General features: G+C 67.1%; 14 protein-coding genes. 8 read left to right on the forward strand and 6 right to left on the reverse strand.

Annotated features, from left to right (window positions below; all coding sequences use genetic code 11):
* From AO716_RS00225 to AO716_RS00235, 3 genes are all read right to left on the reverse strand, one after another.
* A partial coding sequence (locus tag AO716_RS00225) for a thioester domain-containing protein (protein WP_200907569.1) occupies positions 1-3,186 on the reverse strand: 3,186 nt, incomplete at its 3' end.
* 127 nt (positions 3,187-3,313) lie between these two features.
* Positions 3,314-3,958: a response regulator gene (locus tag AO716_RS00230; RefSeq protein ID WP_055238955.1), complete on the reverse strand. Its 645-nt coding sequence runs from the start codon at positions 3,956-3,958 to the stop codon at positions 3,314-3,316.
* Positions 3,951-5,300, reverse strand: coding sequence for a sensor histidine kinase (locus AO716_RS00235; RefSeq protein WP_055238956.1), 1,350 nt, complete (start codon positions 5,298-5,300; stop codon positions 3,951-3,953). Before AO716_RS00235 ends, AO716_RS00230 begins: the two co-directional genes overlap by 8 nt.
* Before the next feature lie 186 nt (positions 5,301-5,486).
* Here AO716_RS00235 and AO716_RS00240 point away from each other — a divergent pair, with 186 nt between their 5' ends.
* The gene (locus AO716_RS00240) at positions 5,487-6,566 is read left to right on the forward strand and encodes an ABC transporter permease (protein WP_055238957.1); all 1,080 of its coding nucleotides are present in this window, start codon (positions 5,487-5,489) and stop codon (positions 6,564-6,566) included.
* A gap of 45 nt (positions 6,567-6,611) precedes the next feature.
* Positions 6,612-7,319: an ABC transporter ATP-binding protein gene (locus AO716_RS00245; RefSeq protein WP_055238958.1), complete on the forward strand. Its 708-nt coding sequence runs from the start codon at positions 6,612-6,614 to the stop codon at positions 7,317-7,319.
* A 10-nt stretch (positions 7,320-7,329) separates the two neighbouring features.
* Here AO716_RS00245 and AO716_RS00250 read toward each other — a convergent pair whose 3' ends face one another.
* Together AO716_RS00250 and AO716_RS00255 are read right to left on the reverse strand one after the other, a co-directional pair.
* Positions 7,330-7,755, reverse strand: coding sequence for a MarR family winged helix-turn-helix transcriptional regulator (locus AO716_RS00250; RefSeq protein ID WP_055238959.1), 426 nt, complete (start codon positions 7,753-7,755; stop codon positions 7,330-7,332).
* Complete coding sequence (locus AO716_RS00255; RefSeq protein ID WP_055238960.1) at positions 7,752-8,651, reverse strand: alpha/beta fold hydrolase; 900 nt, start codon at positions 8,649-8,651, stop codon at positions 7,752-7,754. Before AO716_RS00255 ends, AO716_RS00250 begins: the two co-directional genes overlap by 4 nt.
* A gap of 244 nt (positions 8,652-8,895) precedes the next feature.
* On the opposite strand from AO716_RS00255, the gene fepB reads away from it, so the two are divergent.
* From fepB to AO716_RS00285, 6 genes are read left to right on the forward strand one after another with little or no spacing between them, the layout of a single operon-like run.
* Complete coding sequence (fepB, locus tag AO716_RS00260) at positions 8,896-9,903, forward strand: Fe2+-enterobactin ABC transporter substrate-binding protein (protein ID WP_055238961.1); 1,008 nt, start codon at positions 8,896-8,898, stop codon at positions 9,901-9,903.
* Between the two features lie 23 nt (positions 9,904-9,926).
* The gene (locus tag AO716_RS00265; RefSeq protein WP_055238962.1) at positions 9,927-10,946 is read left to right on the forward strand and encodes a FecCD family ABC transporter permease; all 1,020 of its coding nucleotides are present in this window, start codon (positions 9,927-9,929) and stop codon (positions 10,944-10,946) included.
* Positions 10,943-11,992 carry a FecCD family ABC transporter permease gene (locus tag AO716_RS00270; protein ID WP_200907570.1) on the forward strand — a complete coding sequence of 350 codons (1,050 nt, stop codon included), beginning with the start codon at positions 10,943-10,945 and terminating at the stop codon, positions 11,990-11,992. Before AO716_RS00265 ends, AO716_RS00270 begins: the two co-directional genes overlap by 4 nt.
* 3 nt (positions 11,993-11,995) lie before the next feature.
* Positions 11,996-12,874 (forward strand): ABC transporter ATP-binding protein, encoded by an 879-nt coding sequence (locus AO716_RS00275; RefSeq protein WP_082413209.1) that lies wholly within the window; start codon positions 11,996-11,998, stop codon positions 12,872-12,874.
* Complete coding sequence (locus tag AO716_RS00280; protein WP_082413210.1) at positions 12,871-13,731, forward strand: siderophore-interacting protein; 861 nt, start codon at positions 12,871-12,873, stop codon at positions 13,729-13,731. The genes AO716_RS00275 and AO716_RS00280 overlap by 4 nt, the downstream gene beginning before the upstream one ends.
* The gene (locus tag AO716_RS00285) at positions 13,709-15,079 is read left to right on the forward strand and encodes an enterochelin esterase domain-containing protein (RefSeq protein WP_055238963.1); all 1,371 of its coding nucleotides are present in this window, start codon (positions 13,709-13,711) and stop codon (positions 15,077-15,079) included. Before AO716_RS00280 ends, AO716_RS00285 begins: the two co-directional genes overlap by 23 nt.
* A 19-nt stretch (positions 15,080-15,098) precedes the next feature.
* On the opposite strand, the gene AO716_RS00290 is transcribed toward AO716_RS00285, so the two are convergent.
* On the reverse strand, positions 15,099-15,353 hold the full coding sequence (locus AO716_RS00290) for a hypothetical protein (protein WP_055238964.1): 255 nt from the start codon (positions 15,351-15,353) through the stop codon (positions 15,099-15,101).
* Between the last annotated feature and the right edge of the window lie 143 nt (positions 15,354-15,496).

Raw genomic sequence — 15,496 nt, forward strand, 5'->3', positions numbered from 1 at the left:
CGTCACGATGGCCTCGCTGACCGTGGCAGCCGCAATGGTCACCGGATCAGGGAGAACGGTGGTGACACCCACCGTCTCGGTTGCGCCTGTGCCGGGTTCCGTAACGGTGCATTCGGTGCCCACCGCCAGGTCTTCGAACTCCTGGGTTTCGGTTCCGGTGGTTCCTGCGGGAATGGTGACGGTTTCGTCCAGCACCGTCTCACCGTTCAGCGTGCAGGTGATGCCCAGGACAATGTCATCCTGCGCGCCCGCTGCCTCTCCCCCGATCACCTTGGCAACAGAGAGCGAACCCGGGTTGAACGTGTAGGTGTTCGTCACCGTCGCTTCAACTCCGGCACCGGCCGCGATAGTGACTGGATCCGGCAGCACGGTGGCTACCCCAACGGTTTCGGTTGAGCCGTCCTGAGTCTCAGTCACGGTGCATTCGGTGCCGACCGTCAGATCCTCATACTGGGTAGATTCCGTGCCGGTCGAGTTCGCCGGGATGGTGAATGTCTCGTCCAGGACCGTTTCACCGTCCAAGGTGCAGATGGTCTGCAGGACAATTTCGCCCTGGTTTCCGGCGGCTTCGCCGTCGATGACCTTGGCGACTGAGATGGATCCGGGAGCGAAGGTGTAGGTGTTGGTGACCGTGCCGCCGGCTTCCCCACCAGCCGGAACGGTGAACGGGTCCGGGAGGTCGGTCGTCACCAGAATGGCCGGCGTGCTGCCGTCTTCCAGTTCCGTCACCTCACACGATGCGCCGGCCGGAATGCCGATGTACACGGCCACCGTGTCCTCGGTCGCCTGCGGCGGCGCCTGGAACGTTTCCTGCAGAACGGTGGTTCCGTCCAGGGTGCAGGTGACCTCCACCTCCACTGCTTCCTGGCTGCCGGCAGCGGGACCCGCGAACGCCTTGATGACCCGGATGACACCGGGCTTCTCGGTGTAGGTATTGGTTACCGCGGCAGTCGCCTCTTCTCCGGCAGGGATGGTCACGGCGTCGGGCAGGTCGACCACTACTTCGACCTGCTCTGTCTCCCCGGTTGCGGATTCAGTCACCTGGCACTCGCTGCCCGCCGGAATATCCGTGAACGTCTGCGGTTCCGGTGCCGTGGTTCCGGCCGGAATCGTGACGGACGTGCTGAGGGTGGTGACGTCGTCGAGCCGGCAAAGGATGTCGAGGACAACATCGCCCTGTTCACCCGCCGCCGCGCCCGCGATCGTCTTGGTGACAGTCAGCGATCCGGGGTTGACCGTGTAGGTGTTTGTCACCGTGACCTCGACGCCGTCACCCGCAGGAATGGTGACCGTCCCGGTTGTTGGATCCGAGACCGTCACTACGCCGATCTGGGTGCTGGATCCGTTCACGATTTCCGTGACGGTGCAGACGGTTCCTGGCGCCAGTCCGGTGTATTCAACCGGGTCGGTCTCGGTGGCACCGGCCGGAATGTTGATCGTCTCGTTCAGTGTTGAGCCTCCGGTGCAGACGACGTTGAGCGTGACTGCACCCTGCTGGCCGGCCGCCGGACCGTCAATGATCTTGCGGACAGCCAGGACGCCGGGATTGAACGAGTAGGTGTTCGTGACGGCAGCCTCAGTGGTTCCGGCTGCCTGTACGGTGACCGTTCCCAGCCCCGTGGTTTCAACGGCGATGGCGGTCGTCTCTCCGGTGGTCGGTTCCGTGACCTCACAGCTGGAACCGGCGGGCAGCCCGCCGTACTCGGCCGGTTCAACCTCAGTGGCGTTGGCCGGGATGGTGATGGTCTCGTTCAGGACGGTGGTACCGCCGGACGTGCAGACTACGGAGATCACGATCTGGTCCTGGGCACCGGCTGCCTCACCCGCAATCGCCTTGCGGACCACCAGGGTGCCCGGAACGAACGTGTAGGTATCGGTCACGTTGGCCGTCGCCGTGGTGTTGGCTGTGATGGTGACGGGATCCGGAACCACCGTTTGCACCGTGACGGTATCCGTGGCGCCGTCGGCTGTTTCGGTAATGGTGCAGACCGCCCCGGCTGGAATCTCGTTGAAGGTCTCGCTAACGGGGTCCGTGGTGCCGGCAGGCACGTCGAGCGTGAACTGGTATCCCGGCCCGCAGTCGACGGCGATCGAGACGGCGCCCTGGCTGCCGGCGGCTTCACCGGCGATCGTCTTGGTGACGGTCAGGGAACCGACTTCAAAGAACGTTGCCGTTGCGGTGGCGTTGGACGTTAGCGTGCGGGTAGCTGCAAGGATTAGTTTCTGGGCCGCCGTGGTTTCCGGCGTGGCGCCGTCGTAGAGATAGACCCGGCCGGTGGGCACCGTCACGGCTGCCTGCGCCAGGACCGTGGCCGGCCCGGTATCCCCGGCGTTACTTCGCACCCAGACCTGTGTCCCGGATGGGACCGGGTTGGTGAGCGGAACCGTTCCGGCGGCGTCGGCGTACAGCGTGAAGCCGTCGTCCACTGTAACGGTGATCTCGGCTCCCGCCTCTGCCTCCACTGTGTAGGGACCGGCCACTCCGTTAACGGAAGCTTCCGCTGTGGGCGGGGTGATGGAGATATCCGGTGCCGGGGGCTCGGTCAGCGGTCCTGCAGCGATGGTGGCGTTCACGATCGATGACACGGTCGAGTACTGGGAATCTCGCGGGTTGACCACGTAGCCGTCGGTGAAGAACCAGATGGCCGCCTGCACCGCCGCTGCCCGCTGGTTGTCGGTGAGTCCGGCCGGAAGGTTCGTCGACGGGTAGTAGGTGTTCAGGATGCGTGCTACGTACCCGATGTTGGGCACGTTCGCCTCGCTCCACTCCCCGTTTACATATCCCAGGCCCTGGCGGGTGGGGGTACGGATATCGATGCAGTACATCTGGGCAGTGTTGCCCTCGGCATCCTGGGTGTTCAGGAGTCCGGCAAACCACACGTTCTCTGTCTCGTATCCCGCCGGGGTGGAGGTGGGATACCTGTCCACCGGCCAGGTGGTGCCCGCAGGCGGAAGCGCACCGTTGACTCTCTGGCCCGGGCCGTTGGATGTATAGATGATTTCAGTCTGGTCGCTAACCACTACCGGCTCATTCCGCACTTGTTCTTCCGGCAATGCGTTGACGGACCCGGCAAAGGGTAAAAGAAGCAGCAGCGACAGCAGGAATGCTGCCAGCCCCCGGATTCTCAGGCGCCGGGTACGCCGGGTTGTGTCTGGGCGGTGGACAGGAGACTGCTGAGCGCTCATGTTTCCCCTCGAATGCGAGTCGTTGGCGGTGTTTCCCGGATGTGAAGCGGGACACTGAACCACCCCTGGCCGGCAAGGCTAACGGCGGGCCGGAGGTGCCGCCAGAGGATTCGGTGAAACGGGACCACTAGCCGCGGATAATTCTCCGTTCACGCGCCACCGCGATGGCCGCGGTGCGGTTGTCCACGCCGAGCTTCTCGTAAATGTGGACCAGATGGGTCTTCACGGTGGCCTCGCTGATGAACAGCCGGCGGGACATGGCCCGGTTGGACATCCCGGTGGCCAGGAGCTCAACCAGCTCGATTTCACGCGCGCTCAGGGAAGGCTCCGGATTGCGCACGCGGCCCATCAGCCTGGCGGCGACTTCCGGAGCGAGCGCGGTCTGTCCGGCCGCAGCCGACCGGACGGCGTCCCGGATCGCCTCCGGCGGGGCATCCTTGAGCATGTAGCCGCTGGCGCCGGCCTCGACGGCCGCCAGGATGTCCGCGTCGGTGTCGTAGGTGGTCAGCACCAGCACAGGCAGGTCCGGGTACTGTTCCTTGATGCGCCGGGTGGCTGTCACGCCATCCATGCCCGGAGCCATCTGAAGGTCCATGAGCACCAGGTCAATCCTCTCGCCCACGGCTGCCTCGCGTCCAAGGATCTTCAGCGCTTCATCCCCGTCCGCTGCCTCTTCGCCTACGGAAACCTCCTCGAAGCCGGACAGCATCGCCCGCAACCCGGCCCGCACCACCGGGTGGTCATCCACCAAGAGCACACGCAGTTCAGCCACGGCCCTGCCCTCCTGCGTCGGGAACCTGTCCCGGAACGGAGGCGGGCAGATCCGCCGCGGCCGGGGCCTGCCGCGCGTCAGGCAGGGGAAGGCGGATGCCCACGGCGGTTCCTTCTCCCGGCACTGACTCAAGGTCCATCCTGCCTCCCAGCGCTTCAACGCGGTCTGCAATGGAAATAAGTCCGTAGCCGCTGTCGTCGTGGCGCGGCCCCGAACGGGCACGCTCGACGGCCGGGTCAAACCCTCGGCCGTCGTCGAAAATGTCCAGCGTCACGTCCCTGCCGACGAAGGCCAGCGTCACCACGGCCCGGGAAGCGGAGGCGTGCTGCAGGACGTTCGCGAGCATAGCCTGCACTGCCCGCAGCACGGCAACTTCATAGGGCGCCGGCAACGCTGCCGGGACGCCCTCCAACCGGAAACTGCAGGCCAGCTCCTGGCCCTGGGCGGCAGCCCGTTCCTGGACAGACCGGCAGGCACGCTCCAACCGGTCCACGAGTGACCCGCCGCCGTTCTCGGATCCACGCAGGTTCCGAACAAACTGCCGGGCCTCGGCCAGGTTCTCCGCCGCGGTTTCCTCGACCGTTCCCAGCCGCTCCCGCACGGTTTCGAGGTTCCCGGCATCGAGGGAAGCACGGGCCGACCTGCTCATTAATACGATGCTGGCCAGTCCTTGGGCCAGGGTGTCGTGGATTTCGCGGGCCAGCCGTCCGCGCTCTTCCAGCACCCCCTGTTCCCGCTGGCTGCGTGCCAGTTCTGCGCGGGTGCGGTGCAGTTCGTCCAGGGCTTCTCGCTGGTTGGTCACCTCGGCGTACAGCGCCTGGTAGGCGAGCGCCATGATCACGGCGAACCCGGCCCCGATCAGCGGGCCTAACAGCATCGCGGCGTGGAACTCCCCGGCGTGCGCCCACTGCGCCGCTACAACGGCGGCGGTAGTTGCCGTGACGCCGAGGAGCGCCGGCCGCAGGGGCAGCAGATGCAGCTGGAGGAAGAACAGCGGAAAGGCCAGCCAGGAAAAGTCCGGGCTCAGCACCAGCAGCACAGCCCAGAGACCTGTGACTGCACCCAGCCAGGCCAGGCCGTGCCGCTCCGGGTCAAAGCGCAGGGCACGGCGTCCCCGGCCGCCGTCGGACGCCCGTTTTTCGGCCACCGTACCGATCACATAGACCGCCGCCAGCACCGCGGACAGCAGCAGCGCCAAGAAGGACACCCAGGACAGCGGGCCCATAAGCAGCATCCGGCCAACGGCGACGGCGAGCAGGAGAGCAAAACCGACGTGCAGGGCCAGGCGCAGCACACGCAGGACCCGCTCGCCGGCCCGTGGCCGGTCCAACTCAGCGGACATACCGCCAGCCTAGCCACGGCCGCACCGTGCCGCATCAACCGAATGGTTGACCGTCCGGTGCACCTTTTGATGCGTACGGACCGTACGGTCCACCGATGCCGGGTTTCCTTCCCGGCGGAAGAGTGGAAGCAAGGGAAATCCCGGAAAGTCCGGGCCCTGCAGACTACAAGACCAAAGGAACCCCACATGTACCTGGCCCTGCGAGAAATGCGCTTCGCGAAAGGCCGTTTCGCCCTGATGGGAACGGTCGTTGCCCTCATCAGTTTTTTGCTCGTGATGCTCTCCGGCCTCACGGCCGGCCTTGCCGACCAGTCCACTTCCAGCATCAAGTCCCTGCGAGCGGACGAAGTGGTCTTCGGGGCGCCCCCCGGTACCGAACCCAAGGCGTCGTTTACCGAGTCCTCGGTCAGCCCGGAACAGCAGCAGGCGTGGCAGGACGCGCCGGGAATTAGCAGCGCCGAGCCGCTGGGCATCTCCCAGGGCAGGATCCAGGCCGGCGGCACGGCATCCGCGGCGATCTTCGGCGTAAATCCCGGCAGCAGCATTGCCCCTGACGGGGTGGCACCGGGAAAGGCAGTGGTCAGCCAGCAATTTGCCGATGACCTTGGACTGGAGCCCGGCTCGGAAGCGTCCGTCAACGGCCAGCAGCTGATTGTCGCGGCTGTCGTTGAAGACCAGTGGTACAGCCACACTCCGGTCACCTGGATATCGCTTCCCGACTGGAAGACCGCCGCCCACACCGAACCGGACGTCGCAGGCACTGTCCTGGCCGTGGACTACGACGGCGGCCAGCGGGACAGTGGTGCGCTGGACGCCGCCAACACCGAAGCCGGAACCACCAGCATGGAACGTTCCGCCAGCCTCTCCGCGCTCCCGGCCTATTCATCCGAGAACGGGTCCCTGCTGATGATGCAGGCGTTCCTGTACGGCATTTCAGCCCTGGTGATCGTAGCCTTCCTGACGGTGTGGACGCTCCAGCGCACCCGGGACATCGCAGTGCTGCGGGCACTCGGCGGAACCCGTTCCTACGTACTGCGCGATTCCCTCGCCCAGGCCGCAGTCATCCTGGCCGCAGGAACTGCTGCCGGCGGGCTGCTCGGTGTTGCCGCCGGTGCCGTAGCCGCCACGGCCGCACCCTTCGCTGCCACAGCCGCCACGACGGTGCTCCCGGTTGCCGGTGTCTTCGTTCTGGGGCTCGCGGGCGCAGCGCTCGCCGTCCGCCGCGTCACGAAGGTGGACCCCCTCCTTGCCCTGGGCGGGAACTGAAATCTCCACCATGCAGACCACACCAGCTAGAGAACGGAACATCCCATGAACAGCACCACCACTGCCCTGATCCTGGAGAACGTCACCCTGGAGTATCCCGACGGGCAGAACAACACCGTCCGGGCCCTGGATAACGTGGGCCTGTCCGCCGTCCGCGGAACCGTCACCGGGCTGGCGGGGCCCTCAGGCTCCGGCAAGTCCAGCCTGCTCGCCGTCGCGGCAACCTTGATCCCGCCGACCTCCGGAACAGTGCTGGTCAACGGGGCCGACGTCGGCGGGCTGGATGACGCTGAGCGCGCCCGTCTTCGGCGGGAGGAGATCGGCATCGTCTTCCAGCAGCCCAACCTGCTGCCGGCACTCACCGCCGTGGAGCAGCTCGTGGCCGTTGCCCATCTGCGCGGGGAAGGCACCGGTCCGGCCGCGGAGCGCGCCGGGGAACTGCTCAACCTCGTCGGGCTGGGCGGACAGGTGAACCAGCGGCCCCACCAGCTCTCCGGCGGCCAGCGGCAGCGCGTGAACATTGCGCGGGCGCTGATGGGGAATCCGTCACTGCTCCTGGTGGATGAGCCCACCGCCGCACTGGACCATGAACGGTCCGCCTCCATCATGAAACTGCTCAGGGACGTCACGGAGGAGTTCAATGTCGCCACCATCCTGGTGACGCACGACGTCGAGTTCCTCCCGCTTGCGGACGTAGTGGTGAGGATGCGGGACGGCGTCCTCACTCTGCCGGCTGCGGTGGACCAGCCCTAGCGCGGCGCTGCTATCCCACGGAACGGGAAACATGCCGCAGCCAGCGTGCCACGGTCTCGAGTTCCTCCGCGCTGAAGCCGTCGGTGATCAGGGCGTTGAGGTCGGTGATCGCTTCTCGGATGTCAGCCATCGCATCTTCCCCGGCTGGAGCGAGCTCCACCCGGATGGTCCGCCGGTCCGCGGGGTCAGGACTGCGGGTGATCAGCCCGGACTGTTCCATCCTCGACAGCAGCCCGGAAGTACCTGCCGCCGAGCCGTGCAGCGCTGAGGCAACCTCGCCCGTGGTGGTCCCTGGCGCGGCCGCGACGTGGAACAGCACTCCGGCAGCCGGTGCGCTGATGCCGTGCGGGCGCCCGCGCCGGCTGATCCACCTCGCCAGCCGCCGTTCGGCTTCCAGGGTCAGGAAGACCAGCCGAGGAGGCTTACCGCCGTTCATGACCCGCTTATTCCCGCACGCGCGGCGAGCCAGGCAGCGGCGTCGGGCCACAGCACCACGCCGGGACCGCGGCGGAAATATCCCATATGCCCTATTGCCGGCACACCGGCGTCCTCCGGCGCGTAGGTTCGGGTCTGAACCTGCGCGTTGACCAGCTGGCGGGCAATCACGCCGATCTGTTCCGGCGTAGCCCAGGGATCGTCGTCGAGCCCAACGCACAGCACCCTGGTCCGCACCCGCGCTGTCCGCTCCCGGGCATGCATGGTGGGGTCGTCAAAGAAGTACCCGGGCGTGCGGGACCATTTGCTCCATTCCAGCATGGCAGCAGCAGGCATGTCCTCGCCGAGGCCCATCCTGCGTCCGGGAACATAGCCCAGGACGCGTGCCGCTCCGGGCCCCAGGACGCGCAGGATGAGTTCCACCCGGGCGCGCTCGGCACGGTCGGGTATGGAGCGGGTGACACCGGCGTGCGAGGCCACCGTCATAAAACCGTGCAGGCCTTCCCCGCCATTGTTCAGCGCGAGCGCATGCCCGCCAAGGCTGTGTCCCACGGCGACCTGTGGCAGCTCCGGGTAGCGTTCACGCAGCCAGGCTGCGGCGGCCGGAACGTCCACGTCCATCCAGTCACGCATCCGCAGCCGGCGGTTCTCCCGGGCGCTGCCGGATGCGCCGGTGCCGCGGTAGTCGTAGGAGAGCACGGCGAACCCACGGGTTGCCAGATACTCCGCGAAGCCGCTGTACAGCCGTTGCGGAACCGCAGTGGCCGGATGGATTGCGACGGCGGCAAGCGGCTCACCCTCCAGGGGAAGACGCAGCGTACCGAAGATGGTTCCCGCGGTCCGCACACCGATGCTGACCTGCCGCGCCTCAGTTCGGGGCGCCTCAATATTTCGCATGCGAATTACCCTAGGTCCGCACGGCCTTCAACACCAGAGGTTCTTAGATTGAGGTTCACTGAGCCGACCCAAATTGGCGCGTTCGAGGGGCACGGACCCACGTCAGAGTATTAGCGAACAGTAACGTTGCGTAATTCGGTCCAAGTTAGGTTAGGCTAACCCTGCTGCGGAATTGAGTCCGCATACTTCACCGTCAAGCGCCGCACGTTTATTGCCGCGGCGGCGAGCACCCTAGGAGTACCTCTTGCGCTTCCCCCTGCCCAAAAAGGCCCTGGCACTCTCAGCCACGGCTGTTCTGGCCCTCACCCTCGGCGCCTGCAGCAGCGAGGCTGCCGACGCCGATCCGGCCGCAAGCAGCTCACCCTCAACCGAGTGGCCGCGCACCATCACGCACGAAGCCGGCGAAACGGTCATTGACGCCATGCCGGAAACGATCGTCTCCACCTCGCTGTCCGTCACCGGCACCCTGCTGGCTATCGACGCCCCCGTCACGGCTACGTCCGTGAGCACGGCCCGCAGCGGCACCGCCGACGAAAACGGCTTCTTCTCGCAGTGGGCCGACGTCGCCGTAGAACGCGGCGTCGAACCCCTCTACACCATCGGAGAGCTGGACCTCGAAGCCGTCATCGCCGAGGACCCGGACCTGATTGTCGTCTCCACCTCCGGAGCTGACTCCGTGCTGGATCAGTACGACGCACTGAGCGATATTGCCCCAACCATCGTGGTCAACTACGGCGACCAGACGTGGCAGGACCTTGCCGTGGAGCTGGGCGAGGCCACTGGCCTGGAGGACAAGGCTGTCTCCGTGGTTGAAGAGTTCGACAGTTCCCTCGCCGAGGCGGCCAGGAAACTGGACATCGCAGAAGGCACGACGGCGTCGATTGTCAGCTACAACGCCGGCGATGTTTCCCCGGTGGGCAAGGGCACCGGCCCGCACTCCCAGCTGCTCACCGCCCTGGGCTTCACCGTCGCGGAACCGGACGAGCAGTACGACACCTCCACGCAGAAGCGCGAAGACTTCACCTTCACGTCCTACGAAGGCCTTTCTGCATCGGTGACAGGTGACTACACCTTCCTGATCAGCTCCACCGAGAAGACCGTCGAAGCGTTCACTGCCGACCCGACCCTCGCCAACCTGCCGTCGGTCCAGGCCGGCAAGGTCTATTCCATGGGCCCGGAGTCCTTCCGTCTCGACTACTTCAGCGCCAGCGACATCGTGGAGTGGTTCACGGCCACCTTCCCGGCGAAGTAACAACACCCCGGCTGGCACGTTCAGTGTTCAAAACACCGCTCAGGCAGCACCGGCAGGCAACCACCTGGGCCCTCGGCCTGGCCCTGCTGGTGCTGCTGGCGTTTGCCAGTTTCGCCTCGGGGTCACGCACCATCGCCCTGGCCGATACCTGGGCAGCCCTGACCGCCTTCGATCCTTCGCGGGACTCGCACCTGCTGGTCCGTGAACTTCGGCTGCCGCGCACCTTCCTGGCCATCACCGTTGGTGCCGCCCTTGGCCTGGCGGGAGCGCTGATGCAGGCGCTCACCCGCAATCCCCTGTCCGAGCCCGGGCTGCTCGGTGTGAACGCGGGCGCCGCATTCGCCGTGGCCATAGGCCTGGGCTTCCTTAACATGCGTTCCCCCTACCAGTACATGTGGCTGGGCTTTGCCGGAGCGGCAGCCACCTCGGTGCTGGTGTACCTGCTGGGCCGGGCCCATGACGCCGGCACCAACCCGGTTCGGCTGGTCCTGGCCGGCGCCGGGCTCTCCGTCATGCTCGGCGCCGGAACCAAGATCATCCTTCTCGGCGGACCCGACGAGACGATCACCGCCTATGCCGCCTGGGCCTCCGGATCCCTCCAAGGCCGCGGTTACGACGTGCTCCCCTGGGTCTTCGGGGCCTGCCTGATCGCCGTACTGGCAGCACTGCCGCTCTCCCAAAGCCTGGATTCGCTGGCCCTCGGCGCTGATCTCGGCAGGACCCTGGGCGTGCGGACCCGCAGCATCTGGGTCCTCGGTGCCGTTGCCATCCTCGTGCTGGCAGGCGCTGCCACTGCTGCTGCCGGCCCTATCGCCTTCCTCGGACTGGCGGCACCCCATGTGGCGCGGCTCGTCACCGGCCCCAGCCACCGGCGGCTGCTCCCGCTGTCCATGCTCTTCGGGGCGCTGCTGCTGCTGTTCGCCGACGTAGCCGGACGCCTGGTGGCCGCTCCGGCGGAAATCGGCGCCGGTGTCATGAGCGCGCTGGTAGGTGCGCCCTTCTTTATTGCCCTGGCCCGGCGGCGAAAGCTGGCAAAACTGTGACCATCTCCAAAAGCTCTCCCCCGCGCACCCGCACCCTGTCCCTCGGCCCGGTCCTCCTGCGCTGCCGGCGCCGGACGCTCGTGACCGGCGTGGTCCTGGCCGCCGCCGCCGTCGTGCTTGGCCTTGCCGGCATGCAGACCGGCACCATCGCGCTGGCCTTTGGCGACGTCCTGGGTGCGGTTTTCGGCCAAGGCGAGAACCGCAGCGTCAAAGTTGTCCAGAAGATCAGACTGCCGCGCACGCTCACGGCCCTGGGGGTCGGCGCCTGCCTGGGCGCCGCCGGGGCCACGTTCCAGTCGATTTCCCGCAACGCTCTGGGGTCGCCGGACATCATCGGGTTCACCACCGGCGCCGCGACCGGGGCCGTGGCCCAAATCGTGCTGTTCGACGCCGGTCCGGGGGCCACTGCGCTGGCAGCGGTTGCCGGCGGCCTGCTCGCGGCCGGAATCGTCTACCTGCTCTCGCTCAACGGCGGAATTACCGGCGGATACAGGCTGGTCCTGGTCGGCATCGGCGTCGGTGCCATGCTGACGGCCGTTAACACCATCCTGCTGGCCAAGGGCGACTCGGATCTCGCGGCCCAGGCGCACCTGTGGCTTTCCGGTTCCCTGGCCGCACGCACGTGGGGGCACGCCGTGCCGGTCCTGGCCGCCGTCGTGATCCTGCTGCCTGCACTGCTGGCGCTGTCCCGGAACCTGAACCAGATGGAAATGGGCGACGACGCCGCCCGCTCACTGGGAATCCGCACCGAACGCACGCGGATCCTGGCGATGGCCGCGGCAGTGGGACTGACGGCGGTGGCAACCGCGGCTGCGGGTCCGATTGTCTTCGTGGCACTCGCCGCACCGCAGCTTGCCTCGCGGCTGACCCGTTCACCCGGCGTCCACCTCGGCACCGGTGCGCTGATGGGCGCGGTGCTGGTTGCCGGGTCGGACCTTCTCTCGCAGCGGCTGCCCATCCAGGCAGCCGTGCCGATCGGGCTGATGACCGGACTGGTGGGCGGCGTGTATTTGCTCTGGCTCCTGACCCGAAGCAAGCAGGTCTAACCCATGAACACCAAGGAGAACCCCATGGAAGACGTCCTCTCCGGGCGCGGCCTGACCATCGGCTATGACGGCCGAACCGTCTCCGAACACCTGGATGTGAGGATTCCGCCAGGATCCTTCACTGCCATCATTGGCCCGAACGCCTGCGGCAAGTCAACGCTCCTGCGCGCGCTCTCGCGCCTGCTGAAACCTCAGGCAGGGCACGTTTTCCTGCAGGGAAAGGACATCGAGTCCTATCCAACCCGGGACGTGGCCCGGCGGCTTGCGCTCCTGCCGCAAAGTTCCACCGCTCCGGACGGCATCACTGTGGCGGACCTGGTGGCGAGGGGACGCTTCCCGCACCAGTCCCTGCTGCGCCAGTGGTCGGCCGCGGACCAGGAAGCCGTGAGCGCGGCGCTGGAAGCCACGGGCGTGCAGGACCTCGCTGACCGGACGGTGGGCGAGCTTTCGGGCGGGCAGCGCCAACGGGTGTGGCTGGCCCTGGTGCTGGCACAGGACACTCCCGTGCTGCTGCTGGATGAACCCACGACGTTCCTGGACATTTCCCACCAGCTTGAAGTCCTTCGCCTGTGCCGCACCCTGCACCGGACCGGCAATTACACACTGGTGACAGTGCTGCATGAACTGGGCCTGGCGTTCCGCTTCGCGGACCATGTGATCGCCATGAAAGACGGGCGGATCGTAGCCCAGGGCCCTCCGGCGGAGATCGCGACGCCGGAACTTATGAAGGAGATTTACGGGATTGACGCCCTTGTCATCCCGGATCCGGCTACGGGAGGACCGTTGGTGGTGCCCCTGGAACCCGGACATTCCGGACCTGAAACACCCCGAAGCAGAGCGGATGTTCCGCTGACGCTGACCACCGAAGGAGCTCCCGCATGAGCGGCCACCTGCTCACCGTTACACACATCGAAGACCTCACCCCGCGCATGCGGCGGGTCCACTTCGACGGACCCGGAATCGCCGGCTACGTCAACGCCGGCCCCCATGTTCCCAACGTCAAGCTCTACTTCCCGGCCCCTGGCCGGCCGCTTGACCTGCCGGATCGGGGCGAGCATGGCTGGGACTGGAAGCCGGGGCAGCGTGAACGGGTGCGCACCTACACCGTCAGCCGCCTGGCAGAGGATGCCTCCACTATGGCCGTGGACTTCGTCCGGCACCGCGGAACGTCCGTTGCCGCGTCCTGGGCCGAATCCGCCGCCCGCGGTGACCAGATAGCGGCCCTCGCCGGAGGCGGCGCGGTAGTAGGCGAAGCGGAGTGGGTCCTGCTGGCCGGTGATGAAACCGCCCTTCCTGCCATCGCCGGGACGCTGGAACGCTTCGGTCCGCAGCAGCGCGGACTGGCAGTCATTGAGGTGGCGGGCCCGGAGGAAGAGCAGGTCCTTCCTGCACCGGACGGGGTCCAGGTGCGCTGGCTGCACCGGAACGGGGCCGCTCCGGGGACCACCACGCTGCTGGCCGATGCGCTGGCTGCGGTGGCACTGCCCGCCGCCGAGCTGTCAGCCGGGCAGGTGGCGGTGTGGGTGTCAGCGGAATCCGCCGTCGTACGATTCGCCCGCCGCCATTTGAAGGAGGCGGGGTTCCCGCGCCGGAAGCAGCTGATCATCGGCTACTGGAACCGCGGAATCGACGAAGTGGCCTACGGACGTGCCACGGACCACGACCGGGTGGACGGGGAGCTGGATACGGTTCTCCCCGGCCAGGAAGAGCGGCGCCATGCCCACGCCCATGCCCACTGAGCCTCCGGCGACCGCGCCGGCGTTCCCTCCCCCGCGCGAGCCTGTCCCGCAGCCGCCCGTTCCCATCCGTGTCCTGGCCGGACATTTCCGTGCCCATTGGGACACCCTGTCCGCGCCGGAACGCCAGCAGCTGCTGGCAGATCGGTACGCCTGGGAAACGCCGCTCATCGAAGACGACCCCGAGGCAGACCCGGGTTACCGTGCCGTCACGTTCCTGTACCGGAACCCGGCCGCGTCCGCCGTAGTCCTCTCCGCCAATGCGATGGTGCACCCGGACACTCTCGGGGCCTGTGAGTTCGAAGCCCTGCCGGACGGTCTCTGGGCACTGAGCTGGCGGATGCCGGCTTCCTGGGAAGCCAGCTACCGGATCACCGCACACAGCGGACCCGGCACCCCGCCCTGGCGCGCTGCCACGGACCGCCGCAGCGTCCGCCTTGCCGCGGATGCAGGAGGGCCGGATCCCCGGAACGAAGCGCAGTCCACGGGCATGTCGGGGGCGGCGACGTCGGTGGTCCGGCTGCCTGCCGTGCCGCCTTCCCCCTGGCTTGCCGCTCCGGTTCCATCCGCCCCGCGCGGCACCAGCATCATGGGTGAGCCGTCCGCCCTGCGCAGCCTTGGCCGGGAGGATACCGGGGCGGGCAGCAGGGCACCGGCACCGCCGCGGGTCCTGGGCAACTTTGTCCGGGGGCTTGAACTGCGCCGGGTCCGTGACCGTCGTGCCGGCCGGCTGCGGAATGTGTGGCTCTACCGGCCGCAGGCAGCCAATTCCGGTTCAACCCCGCTCCTGGTACTGCACGACGGGCAGGTGTGGGCCAAGTACCAAAACCTGGCGGGCACCCTGGACGCCGCGATTGCTGCCGGCATCATCCCGCCGCTGCACGTGGCCATGGTGGACTCCGTGGACGTGCCGACCCGCAGCCTGGAGCTCTCCGGTCCGACGGGCACCGTTGATTTCACCGCCTGTGACCTCATCCCGGAGCTGCGGCGCTCCCTGCCCCTCTCACCGGATCCGCTGCGAACGATCATTTCCGGAGCCAGCTACGGAGGGCTCGCTGCCCTCTGGCAGGTGGCTCGATACCCCCATACGGCAGCTGCTGCCTTGGCGCAGTCGCCCTCGCTGTGGCGGTACAGCCTGGAGCAGCCGCTGCTGACGGCCCCGGGCCAGCTCCTGGTCAGGCTGCAGGCAGGGATCTACGAGCCCAGCATCCATGAACCGGCACAAGCGCTCAGCCGTGCCTTGGTGAACGGCGGGGTTGATGCGGGTTTCCAGTCCATCACCGGAGGACACGACTGGGCCTGGTGGCATCCCCGCCTGATTCACGGCCTGGCGGGGATCCTGACAGGCTGAGCGGCGGGAGCCGGCTGCGTTATTCCCCGGCTTCCGGGTACTCCTCGCCGGTGTCCCGGGGGTAGTCGTCCTCGCCGTCGGGGGCCGTGCCGTCGCGTTCCTGGTCCAGCCGGTCTGCCTCTGAACCTCCGGGCAGGAGTGGATCCCCGTGTGGGCGGACCGGATCGCCGGCGTTTTCGTCCTCTTCCAGTTCCGGCGCGGCGGGGAGCTGTTGCTCCAGGGTGTCTTCTTCGTTGCCGGAAGGAATTGCGGGTTCTTCAAAGGGTGTGGCCATTGCGGATTCTCCTTTGCAGCACGTGCACGATCCTGCCCTGCATCGGCCGGGCCGGAAGGTGCGGTAATTGCCGGGGTTTCCACCCTATGCCATAAGACTGCTGCCGAACTGAGTATCGACCAGTTCGAATAAGTAGACTGACT

Origin of the sequence: Arthrobacter sp. Edens01 (assembly GCF_001307035.1) — a bacterium.
Lineage (GTDB): Bacteria > Actinomycetota > Actinomycetes > Actinomycetales > Micrococcaceae > Arthrobacter_B.